Origin of the sequence: Methylobacterium sp. V23 (assembly GCF_002917135.1) — a bacterium.
Lineage (GTDB): Bacteria > Pseudomonadota > Alphaproteobacteria > Rhizobiales > Beijerinckiaceae > Methylobacterium.
Map to the genome: position 1 here is coordinate 1 of NZ_PDHT01000011.1, position 14929 is coordinate 14929.

Below are 14929 nucleotides of genomic sequence, written 5' to 3' on the forward strand. Positions count from 1 at the left end.
TGTCCATCGGACTGCGCCGATGGGCCCATGCGTTCTGATCAGTGAGGCTTGGTATTACACCGTATGGCATCTGTGGATTTGGCCTGGTTCAAGGCGCGCCCGGTGCCTCGAAGACTGGAGCTTCGCATTGACGACGTCCCCCGAGAAGCCGAAGACTTATGGTCCCAAGACCCCCGTCAGCGGCCGCGGTCCGTCGGGCGTCATCGATCAGCACCACGATATCTTCTTCGCCGCCGTCGAAACGACGCGCATGCCGATGATCGTCACGGATCCGCATCAGGCGGACAATCCGATCATCTTCGTCAATCGCGCCTTCGAGCGCATGACCGGCTACACCCGGGACGAGCTGATCGGCACGAATTGCCGCTTCCTGCAGGGCGCGGAGACGGACCGCGAGGTGGTGAGCGACCTGCGCCTGGCCATCCAGGAACAGCGGGAATTCTCGACCGAGATCATCAACTACCGCAAGGACGGCTCCTCGTTCTGGAACGCCCTGTTCGTGTCCCCGGTGTTCAACCGGTCCGGCGAACTCGTCTACTTCTTCGGCTCGCAGCTCGACGTCTCCCGGCGACGCGATGCCGAAGAGTCCCTGCATCAGGCGCAGAAGATGGAGAGCCTGGGCCAGCTCACCGGCGGCATCGCGCATGACTTCAACAACCTGCTGCAGGTGATCTCCGGACATAACGAGGTCATGCTCGCGCTGGTCGACCATCCCGATATCGATGTCGGACGCCTGCGCCGGGCCGGTGAGGCGGTCCGCGATGCGTCCGAGCGGGCGGCCAAGCTGACCCACCAGCTTCTCGCCTTCTCGCGCAAGCAGCGGCTCGAGGGGCGACTGCTCAACCTGAACGGCCTCGTCCAGAGCATGAGCGAGATGGCCGAGCGGACCTTGGGAGACCACGTCACCCTGCGCCAGGACCTCCTGCCCGAGCTCTGGAATACCCGCATCGACCCGACCCAGGCCGAGGTGGCCCTGCTCAACGTGATGCTGAACGCGTGCGACGCGATGCCGGGCGGGGGCACCGTCACGGTGAAGACGGAGAACCTCCTCGTCGAGGACGAGGACGCCGCCCTGTTCAAGACGGTCGGACCGGGGGCCTACGTGGTGGTCTCCGTCACCGACACCGGGAGCGGCATGCCGCCCGAGATCCTGAAGCGCGTGATGGAGCCGTTCTTCACCACCAAGGGCGAGGGCAAGGGCACCGGTCTCGGACTCGCGATGGTCTACGGCTTCGCCAAGCAATCGGGCGGCTCGGTGAAGGTCTACTCCGAAGTCGGGCACGGCACGACGGTGCGCCTGCTGTTCCCGGCGAGCGACCAGAAGATCGAGGAGGAGCGCAAGGCCTCGCAGCGGTCCGCGGACCGGCACGGAACCGAGACGGTGCTGGTCGTGGACGACCGGGTGGACGTGGCCGAGACCGCCAGCATCATCCTGGAGGATTTCGGCTACAAGGTCATCGTGGCCGACGGCCCCCGGGCTGCCATCGAGATCCTCGACGGCGAGCGACGGATCGACCTCCTGTTCACCGACCTCATCATACCGGGGGGCATGAACGGCGTCATGCTGGCCCGCGCCGCGCGCGAGCGTCAGCCCCGGATCAAGGTGCTGCTGACCACGGGCTACGCGGAGGCGTCCCTGGAGCGCACTGATGCGGGCGGCACCGAGTTCGAAATCATCAACAAGCCCTACAAGCGCCTGGAACTCGCGCGGCGCGTGCGACGCGTCATCGACGGTCCCACCGGGGTCGGCTGAGGCAAGGATCGGGACGGCGCCCGCCGACCGCAAGCTCGGCCTCCTGGCCCGGCGGCTGTCTGGATCGCGCGATTTGGCGAAGGTGGCTCCAGATCCGGCGCAGGGTGGCTGGACCTCTCTCCCGCGCCGCAGCGCCGGCCGAGCCGCCCTCAAGGCCGGGCCGCTGACGGCCTGTACCCTCTCGCGCAAGACTGACCCTGGGATCCTTTTGCCCGGATAAGATGAAGGTCCAGACGCAGCGTCCTGCAGCAACGGGGGCCGCGGCAGGAGAATCGCCGTGCCGCGGCAAGGGACTGTAAGCCGGCCTCTGCGGTCGCCTCGGTGGCTCCCTCACGACGTTGTGATCCCGGTGGCCTCGGACCCCGCGATCCGGCCGACCTGTATATTGGCGCAGCAACGCCTCAATCGCCGGCGTGTCCGTCCATGACATGAACCGCTGATGTCTCATGATCAGCCCGTGTCATTCGCCAGTCTTGCTCTCAAATCCCAGTCGATCTGTGTGTTCGAGCGTTCGCCCAGCGTTCTTTCCGGATGCTGTCCTTCTTTTTCGTGGACGCATTATGCGAGGAATGCTGTTCGGAACTATCCAGTTCGATCCAAGGACCGTTCCTCAACATCGTTCGCGGGGTGATTTCCGGAACGACCGTCCCAAGTCAGTTCTCCGCCGTCTAAGTAGTTTTTCTTCGGCAGAATGACTGCTGAACCAGCCGACCTACGCAGCTTAAATGCGGATCGGCCGCCTCCGGCCTCTTGGCTTTGGGTTAAGCTTCTATTAAAGCTCCCGCTACAGCGCGAGGCGCACTTGCTGCGGAGAGTCGTTCTCTCTCGAACGCAGTATTCCGTAGCCCGTGCCGTATAAGGATCTTGGGAAGGAAATTTGGGTATAGCTTTCGGATACTCCGCCCGCGGCACCGATGGTAACGATACACTGGTCGCCTCGGAGACCCTGAACAGTTGTCTTGAAGGCGGTGCTGGCGATGACACCTACTATGTGTATCACCGCGAGGATAAAATCGTCGAGTTCAACGGCGAGGGCGGCGGTATCGACAACGTCCACTCGACCGTGACCTGGGCGCTCGGCGTCAATCTCAAGAACTTCTACCTCGAAGGGTCGGCCAACATCGGCGGCGCCGGCAATGACGGCGACAATATCCTCGTCGGTAACAGCGGCATGAACAGCCTGCGTGGCGGTGCCGGCAGCGACACGATCGATGGTGGCGCTGGCGACGACGTGATCTCCGGTGGGTCCGGTCATGATTTCCTGACCGGTGGAGCGGGTGCGGACAAGTTCATCTTCGATGCGTCCCTGACGTCCGGTAACACGGACAACATCACCGACTTCCAGGTCGGCATCGACAAGATCGTCCTCGACAGCTCGATCTTCGGCGTCTTCAACAACAGCACGCCGATCTACAACGGCTATGCTCAGCTCGTGGACGGGACCGGAGTGGACAATCACTTCGTTCTGCGCCCCGGCAGCGAGGCCTCCCAGAAGGGCGCACCGACGATCAACTATGACAGCACGAGCGGAAACATCTCCTTCGATGCGGATGGGACCGCTGGGGCCGGCAAGGCAGTTGTCTTCGCGCATCTCGACACGAAGCCCGTCGAGCTCCATGCGGACGATTTCCTGGTCTACACCGCCCCGCTCTATGCCTGAGCTGGCGGTCGCCGGGTAACATGGCCGGCAGACCCGTCCGCGGACTGGTCGGCGGTTGATCGTCGACGGCCGTCGTCCCCGCTGGGGGGCGGCGGCTGTTTCTCGTTGCGAGGCCCCCGCGATCAGATTTGGCCAGACATGTCTCGGGGGCCCGCCGGGTCGCGCCCTAGCGCGACACGCGAAGCTGGACAGAAGATTTAAGCTCGGACGACGCGCTCTTCATGGCTGCACCGTGCGCCTCGGACTCGCCCCGGCATCGGGGCGAACCGTCATACGGCTCGGTGGGGTTCAGCAGGCTCGCGCAATGCGGCCTCAGCCCCATTCGTGGTCCGGAAGCGCTCCGATCGAATTGGGCGGGCCCGGCTTGGACCACCGATTCAGCGTGCACCGTCACGAAGGCGATCTCCGCCGAGCCGCCAATCGCCGGCGTGAGGCCTCCTCGCCGCATCGGCCGCCCTGGCGGACAGGGTCCGTCCTTGCGACCCGTGATCGCGAGATGGACGCGGCGGCGACCGGATCAGCCCCCTCGCAGGGCCGGCTCCCGCTCGCGAGCACGCCCTCCACACCCCGCGCGCGTCAGCCTGCAACCCGATGCGTGAAGCCAGCGAACACGCCGCAGGTCACGACGACGGCAAAATTCCGCGGCCGACAGCCCGTTCGTCCTTCAGCCCCAAGCGCTCAGTCGAGCCGGCTGGGGACCACGGCTATCCAGGACGCGGTGCTGTCCCGGCCCGCGGGACAGACGCGCTGGAGTGACCCTCGGATCCCGATCCTGGGAACCGCTGCCCGTATGGCGCAGCTCGGCAGGATCTCAGCCCCTCTGCGCCGCGGACTGCTTTTTCCGCTCTGCGTTATCCCGAAACGAGCAGTGCACGTGGGGCCTGCTGGACGACGATCACGCGGAATCTTGCCCGAGCTGCCGATCCTGGCTGCCAACATGCGAAGTACACCGTCCTCCGAACCGGGCGTTCCAGCGGGCTTTTTCGCTGCCCGCATAGCTCCGATGAGAATGGCTGAGATCACTTCGTGATGGCCCCAACCTCTCGGATCAGGATTACTCAGACAACACGGTGGAGTTCAGGGTCCGTCGAAGCCAATCCGCACGGATCTCGACTCTCAGCGGCCCGCCATCAATGGCTTGTCATCGTCCCGGGCGGAACCCTCAGAAACGACAAAGGCGGCCCGAAGGCCGCCTTTTGCAGACCACTACTCCGATCTATGAGTAATGGTGGGCGCGACAGGGATCGAACCTGTGACCCCTACCATGTCAAGTTTGTTCCCCTCCCCCAACTGCCTCTAATCATTGACGGTTGCCTCGCGTCCCCCTCCGTAAAATCGCGTCTTGTTCCGGCTGCGTTCACGGGGAACAGGCGCGGCGAACCCAAGAGCACTACCTACGCCTTCCTCCGGGCCACGAGGCTGATCGGCTCGTCGTCGTCGAGCTCCAGCGCGGCGGCGCCCCGGCTCAGGGCCTCGGGCGAGAACTTCGCGTAAATCTCGCGGGTCACCTTCGGGTTAGAGTGGCCCAGGAAGCTCGCGATCTCTTCCATCGGGACGCCCGCCTCGGCCTGCCGCACTGCCGCCGAGTGGCGCAGCATGTGAGGGTGGACGTGGGGCAGGCCCGCGTTCTTCGCGGCCGTGGCCAGCCCCTTCTTCACCGAACCGACCCGCTCGCCGTTCCATTCGATCACGAAATCGGAGCGGGCGCCCCGCTGCTGCTCTAGGAGCCGCAGGCGCAGGGTCCGAGTCAGCGGCACTACCGCCCTTCCCTTGTGCGCGACCTTGATGTCCGGATCCTCCAGGTCGATCTTGCCGCGATCAAAATGCACGCGATCCCAGGTCAGTCCCAGGATCGCTGCGGCGCGGCCAGCCGTGCCGTAGGCCACATGCACGAACAGCGCGAGATGCGGCGCCTTGCAGGCCTCGGCGAGTTGCCGGACCTGTTGCGCGGACAGGTGCTTGTCCACGTTGCGCTTCGGGAGGGTCGGGCGCTCGATCGCCGGCGCGTGGGCGATGTGCTTGTGCTTCTCGGCCCATTTCAGGACCATGCGGATGCGGCCGAGCTCGGTGACGATCGTCCCGTCCTTGATCCCATTCGGGTGCCGCTTGGTGCGCAGGCCCCGCCGCTCCGCGATGTAGGCCCGGCAGTCGGCGATCGTGATGGCCTCGGCCGCCATCTCTCCAAAACGGGGCGCCAGGGCCTTCCACTCGTGCCGCATGATCTCGACCACCGGGCGCCCCGCCTTGTCGATCCTGTAAGCCTCCCACAGCTCCGCGACCGTGGTGCCGGTCGGCCTCAGGGCTTCGGCGTAGACGGCTGGCGCACGGCTGCGAGCCTCAGCCTCGACACTGGTGCCGAGGCGGAACCGGCGGCGCTTCCCGTCCTTCCAGAACGTGAGGACGCATTCGCCTTCGGGGTAGCTGGCCGACTTGAGCCGTCCGATGTCGTAAAGCTGGCCTTGATCGCGCATTCCGCTTCCTCGACGGCAGAGAGGGGAATCCGCAAGAGCTTCCCGCCGAGGCGAAAGTGCCCGAGCTCGCCCCGGTTGACCATGTTCCTGACGTGCTGTTCCGAGCAGCCCCAGCGGGCCGCGACCTGCTTAGGGATGAGGATGTCCTCACGCACGAGCGCCCCTCCCCTGGTTACGGTGGCGGATGGCCTCGGCCCGGCGGGCGAGCGCGAGTCCCTTGAGGCGTCCGATGGGGATGGTGCGCAGCGGCGAGGGCCGGCCGCTGAGCGCGCCGATCGCGTCGTCGCGGTAGGCGTAGGCCTCGGCCTCGGTGAAGCCGGCGGCCTGCAGGTCCTCGACGGTGCAGCCCTCGGACAGGCCGTAGATCCGCTCGCGCATGGTCTCGGCCATGCGGAGGATGCGCTCGCGGCGGTCGCGAGCAGTGCGGGCGGCGTGGAGCAGGGACGGGGCGGTCATGCGTCAAACCCCTGGACGCCGTGCACCATGCGCTGGAGCGGGCTCGGTTGCGTGCCCTCTGGCGCGATCGCGATGTTGGCTTCGAGGCCGTCGATGCTGACCCGGGCCCCTTGCAGGTCCAGGCCTGGCTCCAGGCCGAGGAACTGGAACGGCGCGCCGCATGCGGTGCAACTGATCCGGATCTCGGCCATGAAGCGGCCGCTGTCTTCCAGCCGGGCGACCCTGACAGCCGCGGCGAAGTTCTCGTGCTTGCAGGCGGTCATGCTGCGGCTCCGATGTCGAGGGCGGCGATGTTGGCGCGGTGGACGGTGAAGCTGACGGCGGCGACCCACGGGTTCGCCTCCCATGCGCCGGGCCCGTTGATGTCTTCCCAGAGCATCCGGAAGGCGACGCGCGGATCGCCGAACAGGCCGTGAGGGGTCCCGGGGTCCCACATGCGTTGTCCGGCGCATGTGTCCGGCTTCAAGCCTTCCACGACAGCGTCGGCCTCGCTGATGTCCTGCAGCCGCTCGACGCGGACGTCAGTGACCACCAGCGTCAGGCGCGAAGCCCAGCGCGGCATGTGGATTGATGGCAGGACCTTGGTTGCGAACCGCTCAACGTCAGGGCCCTCGTCGTGCCCTGGCCCGGTGAGGTCCGCGACCTGCATGTGCTCGGACGGCCGCCAATCAGGAGGGAAAGACGGGTCCCAGTTATCGCCGCAGCCACCCCCGCCGTAACACCTGAACCACTCGTCCTCGCTCCAATTGGCCTCTCCGACCCTGCCGTCGTTGTAGCGTCCGCCCGCAAAGCGATGGTTCTCGCGGACCCAAAGCCGGTCGCCAACCGCGTAGGGCATGGGCAGAGCAGCGAGACACCCGGTATCCCGGCAGATGACCTCCGGCTCCCCGGATGCTCCGAACTCGATATGGCTCGGATCGGTGCTCGCCCATTTCGGTAGCTTCAGGATGCGCCGGGTCTGCGTCTTCCGGCCGTCGAGCAGGGCGCGCACCATCGGCGCGCTGAAGATGATGGGGCGGTCAGTCACGCTGCTACTCCCTGGCTGGTCGCTTGGGTCGGCCGCTCGCCACGCTCGGCGAGGGCCTCGAGGTCGGGGATCATCTCGGCGGCGACTTCGTCCATGGAGTATTGCCAGCCGGGCAACAGATCATGGTGGTAGGCGCCGCTCATCAGCGAGAAGCCGGGAAGGCCGGCCCATGTCCGCAGCACTGCACCGCGACGCGGGCTGCCGAAATCGAGGAAGGCCGTCGACGCCTCGCCCATGAGTGACGGATCCGAGAGGGCCGCGCGCAGGACCACGGCGGCGATCGCCGCGGCGCCGCGCTCGGCCTCGGTCGGCTCCGGCAGAGGCGTCGGGGCCTTCGCCTTCCGTTCCTTCTTCGGCTTGGCCGGCCGGTCGCCGACCTGGGCCCACTTCCGCACGTCGAGGTACGTGACGCGGTTCAGGGCGGCGTAAGCCTCCCGGCACTGCTCGACCGTGAACATGCCGGTGTGGCAGGCCTCCTCCGTGAGCCCCATGCGGTTCGCCAAGAAGCGGTAGACGCGCGCCCGGGCGGCCCGCTGGATCTGCTTGCGCGCGGCGTCGCTCTCGGGCCGGTACGCGCCGCAGTCGGGCGCACCCTTCCAAAGCGGATCGATCCGGTTGCGATGCAGGAGCATCCGGGCTTCGCGTAGGCCGGCGTCGGCCGGGAAACCGAGCGGGGTCTCGGTACCGGGATGGCACCCGACATAGGTGTCCTCGCAGATTGTGCAGGCCCAGATGGGCTTGTCCGCGAGGTCGGGCCGGTGCGGGTAGATCTCGGCGCCGTCGGTGAGGCGGGCTGCGGTATCGCAGGCGGGGCAGATGGGGGCCGTGGTCATGCTGCCTCCGAGCGAGCTTCGCGGCGGGCGAGTGTCATCAGCCGACCGCGCACCGAATTGGCGCGACGGCCGAGGGCTTTGCCGATCTCGGTGTCGCCTTTGCCCTGAGCTTCCAAAGCGAGGAGGCGAGCGTCCTCCTCGGCGGTGAAGCGGCGCACGACGCCGTTCTTGCGCTGCACGACCATCGGGCCGAGCACTGTTGTCGGGAGGGGTTTCGCGTTCGGCTTGTCGGCGCCGAGCGCGAGGCAGGTCCAGTAGACGTTCGAGGCAGAGCACCCGAAGGCCTGCGCGATGGTTTCGAGCGTCTCGCCCGCCTCGCGGCGGTTCGCCATCTGCTCGCGCTGTTCGTCGGTGAAGCGGCGGCCAGGCATCACGCGGCCTCGCTGTGCTGGTCGGGCTCGCCGTCGTCGCGCGAGTCCGCGTCGGCGGCGATGTCGATGAGCTCGGCCTGGATCTCGTCGAGGGCGCGATCGGCGCGAGGGTCGAGAGTGCGACGGAAGTCCACGAGGGAGACGTGGCCCTTCTTCGCGGCCTCACGCGCCGCGGTGAACAAGCGGTCTCGGTTGGACGGCTTGGTAGCGTCAGCGGGTGCCGTGAGCCGACGCTGCTCCGGCTCGTCCTTCATCGCCGGCGCAGCGAGTTGCGGAGCAGGTTTCGGCGCATAGGCACCGCAGGCCCAGCGAGCGAGCGCGGCCCCGTGCTCCTCGTCGATCCGGTCGCCGTGCTTGAAGATCTCCTGGTGCGCGCCCTCCATCTTCCACGACTTCGGGTCGTTCAGGTCGATGTAGCCCTTCCGCTCCGACTCCAGCCGGAACGAGACGGTGACCTCGAAGGGGAACTGCTTGTTCGTGATGGCCTTGAAGATCGTCTTGTTCGGAGGGACGAAGCTCTCTTCGCCCCGGATCGAGAAGATGATCGGGATGCGCCGCTGCAGGAACGAGTAGACCATGGCCTTGTGGGCCATCTTCGGCTTGATCCAGGACGTGCCCTTCGCCGAGTCCTTGCTGCCCATCCGCTCGAACTCGGCCGCCTGCCAGTCGAGCACACCGCCCAAGCCTGCCCACTCCATCGAGAAGCTGTCGATCACCAGGGCATCGTAGCCGGCGTCCTCCGCGGCCTTCGCGGCGGCAGCGAACCGCTCGGGACGGAAGGGCGGGTCCATGACGCTCGCATCGAAGGCGAAGTCAGCCTTCAGGTGGAGCGTGCGACCGCCCTCGGTGTCGAGGACTGCCACCTTGCCAGTCGGCCCGGCGATACCGCGCGCGAGGCGCATCGCCGAGAATGTCTTGCCGGAATTCGTACCCCCGGTGAGGGACACGAACAGGCCGGCGCGCTCCTTGAAGCGCTCTGCAGGGATGAAGGTGAAGCTCACGCCGCATCCTCCCAATCAAGGGGACGGAACGGGCTGCTGTTGAGGTCGAAGTTCTGGACCTCCTGCGCGAGTTCGAGCTCCTCGCGCTCCAGCCAGCGCTTCTGGGCCCATTCCGGGTACTCGACGCGGACGATCTGCGTCGGGTAGCTGGCCCAGGTCCCGCTCTTCATCGCCTTGTTCCAGCGGGTGAGCGCGAGCACGACCTTGTGGGCGCCGACGTGAAGGCCTGCAGCGTCGGCCTCGGCGACGCACACGCCGTGCGGTGCGTCGTTCTCGATGAAGATCCACCGGAAGGCGATGCGGCCTTGCAGGTGCGGGAACAGAAGCCCCAGAACGTGGATGTAGAAGGCGGCCTGAACCTCCATCCCCATCTGCTCGACGCGGCGGCCGAGCGTCTGGGGCGCGGCCGACGTGTCTCCAGTCTTCACGTCGTAGATGATTGCGTGATCGGCGTGGATCTCGACGCGGTCCATCATGATGCGGAGCCAGGCGCCGGACACGTCGCGGGCGATGGCGACGACTTCGGCGGGGGCGCCCTGGAAGCCCTCACAGCCGGGGATGCGGGCCAGCCGGATCTTCACCTGATCGGCCAGGGTCTCGGCCTTCTCCATGCTGTCGCGAAGGACCGGTGCCTGCCCGTTGCGGTAAGCTTCCGCTCTCGCCTCCTTCGCGAGCTTCGTGCGGTAGTCCGGTGCGTCGATGATCACGAGTTCCGCGCCGTGCCCCAGGATCAGCTTATGGGCCGCGGTCCCGATCTCCATCGTACGCGTCGGATCGCGCTCGTCGTCCGGCGCCTTGCCCAGTCGCGGATGCTCGACCCAGGCGTGCTCCGGGCTCTGGGTGATGAGCACCTTCGCGATCGACGACGACAGCGACGGCTCCACGCATGGATCTGCATGATAAGCCTTCGCGGCCATGTGATAGAGACCCGGCACATCAATCGGGCCGGTGATGTAATCAACGATTTTCATGAAAGCCTCGCAAATTCACCGTAAGACGCAACTGCCATCGCGCAGTACTCCGCGTAGGCATCCTCAGGCTTCTTGTGGTACTTGCCGCAGATCTGCTTGCCGCGAACAAAGAGAGTTGCGCGGTAGAGACCAGAGAAGGCGTGGTAGCTCACGCCTTTGTAGCCAGAGCGGTTCGTTGCCCGCTTCTTGGTATTGGCGATGTTCTGCGCCCGCGTAGCAGGGCGAAGATTGTTGATCGCGTTGTTCGCTCGATTCAGGTCGCGATGGTCGAGATCGCTGTCCGGAAGGTCGCTGTGAACGTAGAGCCACGCGAGCCGGTGCGATTTAAACGCCCGCTTGTTGAGGCGAATGACTTCGTAGCCGTCGCCGTCGAGACCGCCCGCCCTGGTACCAAGGAGCTTTCCGCCTCGCGACTGGCGCCACGTGAAGATGCCGGTCACAGGGTCGTAGATCAGCACCTGAAGGACAAAATCCCGGGTGATGACGGAGCGGCCGCTCGCCGTCGTCATGGCTGCTACTCCGCAGCCTGCGCGGACGCCGAGGCGATCGCGCCATCCTCGATCACGATCCCGACCGTGCTGCCGACGCCAACCCGCTCGATCCAGACCTGATAGTCGGCCGCGTCCGCCATCTCGGCGAGGATCCGCATGGCCTCCTCGTCGAGGAGCGAGCCGTCCTGAACGCGGATCACCCGGAGCTTCGGGTTGGCCGCGATGGCGATGGCGACGGACGTGCGCAGCTGCTCGGCGCTCGACGCCTGGTCGAACGGGACCTCGTTCAGCAGGATCTCGTCGTCGCCGAACCCGATGCCGGGCACGGGCAGGTCGGCCCTGGCAATGGCCGCGCGCTTCTCAGCGGCGCGGTCGTCGATCGCCTTGGTGAGCGCGGCGGCCTCGGCCTCGGCGTCCTTCACCTGAGCCTCGATCCGGTCGCGTTGCTCACGCTGGGTGACGGCGGCATTGATCCGGCCCGCGTCGGCGATCCGCTGGCGGAGGGCGGAAACGTCGACCATCTCCGGCAGCGGCTGCGCGGTCTTCATCTCCAGCACCTTGCTGGCGACCACGTCGGCGATGCCGTCGGCCTGGCTGATCAGCTGAGCCGCCTGCGCGCGGAGGCGCTCCTCCTCGCCCTGCATCCGCTGGATGTCGGCGGCCCAGTTCTCTCGGTTGACCCGACGGCGCTCGGTGAGGGCGTTGCGCTCGCCAGCCTCCTGCATTTCCGCGACGAGGGCTGCGTCGTCGATGCGCTCGGCCGGTGTGTCGGCCGGGACCTCGATGCTGACGGCCTGAGACCGCAGGGTGCGGATCGTGCGGTTGACCTCGGTCCGCCGGTCAAAATCGATTTTACTGGCCTTCTCGATCGCGGCGAAGTCGACGCCGGGCACGAAGCGCTTGAGGGTTTCGAGCTGCGCCTTGCCGTCCATGCGGGTGAAGGCGAGCGGATCGAACGTCAGAGCGCCGAGGAGCCCGTCGAGCATCCGCTGCGGAGACTGGTACCGGGCACCCTCCCCGTTCTCGACGATGAGGTTCGTGGTGTGGCTGCCGTCCTCGCGCTGGCGGAAGGTGCGGATCACCTTCAACTCGCCGAGGTCAACGCTGATGCGCGCCTCTTCTTGGCCCTTCCGGATCGGCTTGGCCTGGATGTTCGTGGTGCCGGACAGGGCCCACCAGATGGCGTCGAGCACGCTGCTCTTGCCGGCGCCGTTTCGCCCGCTGATTTCCACGATGTTGCCTTGGGGCGTGATCGTGACGGCTCGGAGCCGCTTCACGTTCTCGGCCTGTAGTTCGATGATCTTCATGGCGGCGGTCACTCGGCGGCTTGAGGAAGGGCGGGGTTCTCGGCCGCGTGGCGGGCGGCGGCCTCGTTGATCTCGACGACGAGGGCCTGGGCGAACCGGAGGCGCTCGGCGGGATCGTTGAGGGGTTCGGCGACGCCGGCGACGGTCCGGCCGTCCCGGTCCTCCAGGATCGCGTAGGTGCCGAGCCGGACGCGGTAGGGCGCGCGGTCGAAGGCGAAGGGGCTGGCGCTCATGGTCAGGCGATCATCCAGGAGCGAAGGCCGATGACCGCGCGGCGAGCGCCGGCGTGCAGCAGGATGTTGAGGTCGTCGATCAGCTCCAGGAGCCCGACGATTACCGCGAGGGCGAACCAGACCGGGCCCGCGAGGCACCAGCGCAGGACGCGCTTCGGCGAGGGGGCGGGGCCAGCACCAACCGGAACGAGGTTCCCGAGGGCAACGATGCAGCCAAGGAGGAAGGGGCCGGCGAAGATGGCGAGGCAGGCGAGTTGAGCGTCCGACACGGTAGGGCTCGCAGGGATGGAAGAGATGGGCCGGGCCGCCCGGCGTGAGCGGCCCGGTGGGCGGCTCAGGCGGCAGCGCTCTCGGGCGCTACCTCGACGAAGGCCTCGAACATCCAGCTCTCGACCCAGTGGGTGGCGATCTCGCCGTGGTCGCAGTCGCAGGTGCTGGCCACGCGCATGTCGCGCCGGGCGCCGAAGTCGGAGCGGTTCGCGTCTCCGTGGAGGGTCGGAACCCGGTTCGCGACCGGAGCAGGGTCGACCTCAAGCACGATGTGCGGCCGCCCCGCCTGCTTGATCGGGCTGTCTGCGCGCGGCGTGACCAGATCGCCCGCCTTGAACGGGTTGTGACCGCTGAAGCGCTCGGAGGCGGCTCGCAGGGTCGCGATGTCATCGGAGACCGGCCGCTTGGGGCGGTTAATCGTCCTCGTGTTGTCTTTCAGGGCCTCACCGAGGATGCTCCCCAGGATCATGGATTCGATACCGCGTGACATGGTGCTCTCGTGTTGGAGCGCGGTGCGCTCGGGGGTGAAGGCGGGAGGGCGACGCTCAGGCGGCGTCGCGGAGGCCCTGGGCGCCCGGATGCGGCGCGGTCAGGAAGGCGCAGAGCTCGGTCAGGCTCTCGAACTCGTAGGTCCAGCGCTCGAAGGGCGCGGGTAGCGCAGCGCGCGTCTCGAACCGCATGGCGTCGGCGGTGAGCAGCCACTCGCCAGTCTCGACGTCACGGTAGACGAAGCCGACGTAATCGCCGTCGATCCGGACGTGGAAGCTCTGAGCCGGGAAGTCCGTGGAGACGAGGAGGATGGCCATCACAGGTCTCCGTCCCAGTCGTCTTCGCCGCCGTCGAAGTCGAAGTTCTCCAGGACCTCGCTCTCGATCGCCTCTTGCTGCTCGGTCGTCAGGAGCGAGAGGACGTCGGCGCCGGTGATGTCGAAGGCGGCTTCAAGGGTGATCTCGGCTGGCTCTCCGGGATCCGAGTCCTCCGGCAAGCAGAAGGTGCGGGCGGGCGCGCCGTAGCTGTCGATGGTGAAGTCGACGTCGAGCATGCGCTCGCGGGTCGAGTCCCGCGGGTCGTGGGCTTCGTAGGAGGCCATCAGCGAGCGCTCGTGTAGCGGCCGGCCAGGGCCAGCGGCGTCGTGATGTTGTGCTCGGCGGCGGCGGCCATCCGGCGCTCTGCGTGGGCGCGGCCGGCTTCGGCAGCGATCGCGAGGCCCGCCTTCATAGCCGGGCTGTCCTCGGCCACGGGGCGCGGGGCCCGGCGCGGCTTCTTGCGGTCCATGCGGGCGGCCCACTCGGCAGCCGTCTCACGGGGCTTGGCCTGCGCCTGCTGCTGCTGGCACGGCTGCGGGACCATGTAGGCCGGCGCCGGAGCGACCCGAGCCTGCAGTGCCTCAAGCGCGAAAAGCTTCTCCGCTGCTCCGAGCCGGCCGAACGACGCCATGACGTGGTCGGCCAGTTCGTCGGTGGAGCACATGCCGGCGAACGACATGATGTCCTGGTTCGCGAAGGTCGGGCCGTTCTGGATCGTCGCGAGGACGCCGAGGAGCGCCGAGCGAGAGAGGGGGATGTTGGGGAGGGTGGTCACCGGGGCGGCTCCATCGGCGGGCGATGGAGTGAAGATAACCAGGGTATTCTTACCCCGTCAAGCCATGTGGAGGATATTTACCCCGGCATGGGTGATTTATCTATCCACACTCGTCCACAGGGCAGCTTTCCATGTTCTTGTTTTGTACCATTGGATCAGCTCCCATGAGGCAACCAGTTCTGGAGGACGCGATGGCGGGCAAGGATCTCTACGGTGTGCAGGCGTTCATTCTCGACCGGCTCGGCAAGCTGATCCAGGGGCGGTTCTGGACCTGCAAGAATGCAGATGAGGCGCGGAAGCTAGCCGAGGGGCGCGTCAACGGCGGCTATGCAACAGGCGCGGCAGCTTTCTATCGGACGGGCGCCGGAGAGTTCGATGAGGGTGAAGCCGTAACGATCGCAACTTACGGCCAGGTACCTGCGGGCATTGTGGACGCTCTACCGTTCTAATTTCTGACATCCTGCCTCTTGTGCTAGCGGTCGTTAGCATGCACTTATGCTAGCG

The 14929-nt window shown here is 66.7% G+C and carries 19 protein-coding genes; 3 read left to right on the forward strand and 16 right to left on the reverse strand.

The annotated features are described in order from the left end of the window. The first annotated feature begins 127 nt into the window (after positions 1-127). Both CRT23_RS12080 and CRT23_RS12085 read left to right on the forward strand, forming a co-directional pair. Positions 128-1753: a hybrid sensor histidine kinase/response regulator gene (locus CRT23_RS12080; protein ID WP_103709886.1), complete on the forward strand. Its 1626-nt coding sequence runs from the start codon at positions 128-130 to the stop codon at positions 1751-1753. A gap of 877 nt (positions 1754-2630) precedes the next feature. Next, on the forward strand, positions 2631-3413 hold the full coding sequence (locus CRT23_RS12085; RefSeq protein ID WP_146056379.1) for a calcium-binding protein: 783 nt from the start codon (positions 2631-2633) through the stop codon (positions 3411-3413). A 1394-nt stretch (positions 3414-4807) separates the two neighbouring features. On the opposite strand, the gene CRT23_RS12090 is transcribed toward CRT23_RS12085, so the two are convergent. The 16 genes from CRT23_RS12090 to CRT23_RS12170 all read right to left on the reverse strand — a co-directional run bounded on the left by CRT23_RS12090 (position 4808) and on the right by CRT23_RS12170 (position 14425). After that, a complete protein-coding gene (locus tag CRT23_RS12090; RefSeq protein ID WP_103709888.1) occupies positions 4808-5884 on the reverse strand; it encodes a site-specific integrase in 1077 nt (358 codons plus the stop codon). A 147-nt stretch (positions 5885-6031) separates the two neighbouring features. Continuing rightward, on the reverse strand, positions 6032-6340 hold the full coding sequence (locus CRT23_RS12100; protein WP_103709890.1) for a hypothetical protein: 309 nt from the start codon (positions 6338-6340) through the stop codon (positions 6032-6034). Next, positions 6337-6603: a hypothetical protein gene (locus CRT23_RS12105; protein ID WP_103709891.1), complete on the reverse strand. Its 267-nt coding sequence runs from the start codon at positions 6601-6603 to the stop codon at positions 6337-6339. Before CRT23_RS12105 ends, CRT23_RS12100 begins: the two co-directional genes overlap by 4 nt. After that, positions 6600-7367 carry a hypothetical protein gene (locus tag CRT23_RS12110; RefSeq protein ID WP_103709892.1) on the reverse strand — a complete coding sequence of 256 codons (768 nt, stop codon included), beginning with the start codon at positions 7365-7367 and terminating at the stop codon, positions 6600-6602. Before CRT23_RS12110 ends, CRT23_RS12105 begins: the two co-directional genes overlap by 4 nt. Further along, complete coding sequence (locus CRT23_RS12115) at positions 7364-8200, reverse strand: zinc-finger-containing protein (RefSeq protein ID WP_103709893.1); 837 nt, start codon at positions 8198-8200, stop codon at positions 7364-7366. Before CRT23_RS12115 ends, CRT23_RS12110 begins: the two co-directional genes overlap by 4 nt. After that, complete coding sequence (locus CRT23_RS12120) at positions 8197-8571, reverse strand: helix-turn-helix domain-containing protein (RefSeq protein ID WP_103709894.1); 375 nt, start codon at positions 8569-8571, stop codon at positions 8197-8199. Before CRT23_RS12120 ends, CRT23_RS12115 begins: the two co-directional genes overlap by 4 nt. Further along, complete coding sequence (locus CRT23_RS12125) at positions 8571-9572, reverse strand: AAA family ATPase (RefSeq protein ID WP_103709895.1); 1002 nt, start codon at positions 9570-9572, stop codon at positions 8571-8573. The genes CRT23_RS12120 and CRT23_RS12125 overlap by 1 nt, the downstream gene beginning before the upstream one ends. Beyond that, positions 9569-10543 carry a PD-(D/E)XK nuclease-like domain-containing protein gene (locus CRT23_RS12130; protein WP_103709896.1) on the reverse strand — a complete coding sequence of 325 codons (975 nt, stop codon included), beginning with the start codon at positions 10541-10543 and terminating at the stop codon, positions 9569-9571. The genes CRT23_RS12125 and CRT23_RS12130 overlap by 4 nt, the downstream gene beginning before the upstream one ends. Next, positions 10540-11052 (reverse strand): HNH endonuclease, encoded by a 513-nt coding sequence (locus CRT23_RS12135; RefSeq protein ID WP_103709897.1) that lies wholly within the window; start codon positions 11050-11052, stop codon positions 10540-10542. The genes CRT23_RS12130 and CRT23_RS12135 overlap by 4 nt, the downstream gene beginning before the upstream one ends. A 5-nt stretch (positions 11053-11057) precedes the next feature. Further along, positions 11058-12341, reverse strand: coding sequence for an ATP-binding protein (locus CRT23_RS12140; protein ID WP_146056367.1), 1284 nt, complete (start codon positions 12339-12341; stop codon positions 11058-11060). A gap of 8 nt (positions 12342-12349) precedes the next feature. Beyond that, complete coding sequence (locus CRT23_RS12145; RefSeq protein ID WP_103709899.1) at positions 12350-12574, reverse strand: hypothetical protein; 225 nt, start codon at positions 12572-12574, stop codon at positions 12350-12352. Between the two features lie 2 nt (positions 12575-12576). After that, positions 12577-12843, reverse strand: coding sequence for a hypothetical protein (locus CRT23_RS12150; protein ID WP_103709900.1), 267 nt, complete (start codon positions 12841-12843; stop codon positions 12577-12579). A 65-nt stretch (positions 12844-12908) separates the two neighbouring features. Next, positions 12909-13334: a hypothetical protein gene (locus CRT23_RS12155; RefSeq protein ID WP_103709901.1), complete on the reverse strand. Its 426-nt coding sequence runs from the start codon at positions 13332-13334 to the stop codon at positions 12909-12911. 55 nt (positions 13335-13389) lie between these two features. Beyond that, positions 13390-13650 carry a hypothetical protein gene (locus CRT23_RS12160; protein WP_103709902.1) on the reverse strand — a complete coding sequence of 87 codons (261 nt, stop codon included), beginning with the start codon at positions 13648-13650 and terminating at the stop codon, positions 13390-13392. Continuing rightward, on the reverse strand, positions 13650-13934 hold the full coding sequence (locus CRT23_RS12165) for a hypothetical protein (protein ID WP_103709903.1): 285 nt from the start codon (positions 13932-13934) through the stop codon (positions 13650-13652). Before CRT23_RS12165 ends, CRT23_RS12160 begins: the two co-directional genes overlap by 1 nt. Beyond that, positions 13934-14425 carry a hypothetical protein gene (locus CRT23_RS12170; protein ID WP_103709904.1) on the reverse strand — a complete coding sequence of 164 codons (492 nt, stop codon included), beginning with the start codon at positions 14423-14425 and terminating at the stop codon, positions 13934-13936. The genes CRT23_RS12165 and CRT23_RS12170 overlap by 1 nt, the downstream gene beginning before the upstream one ends. A gap of 191 nt (positions 14426-14616) precedes the next feature. Here CRT23_RS12170 and CRT23_RS12175 point away from each other — a divergent pair, with 191 nt between their 5' ends. After that, positions 14617-14874 (forward strand): hypothetical protein, encoded by a 258-nt coding sequence (locus CRT23_RS12175; protein WP_103710028.1) that lies wholly within the window; start codon positions 14617-14619, stop codon positions 14872-14874. Positions 14875-14929: the final 55 nt, after the last annotated feature.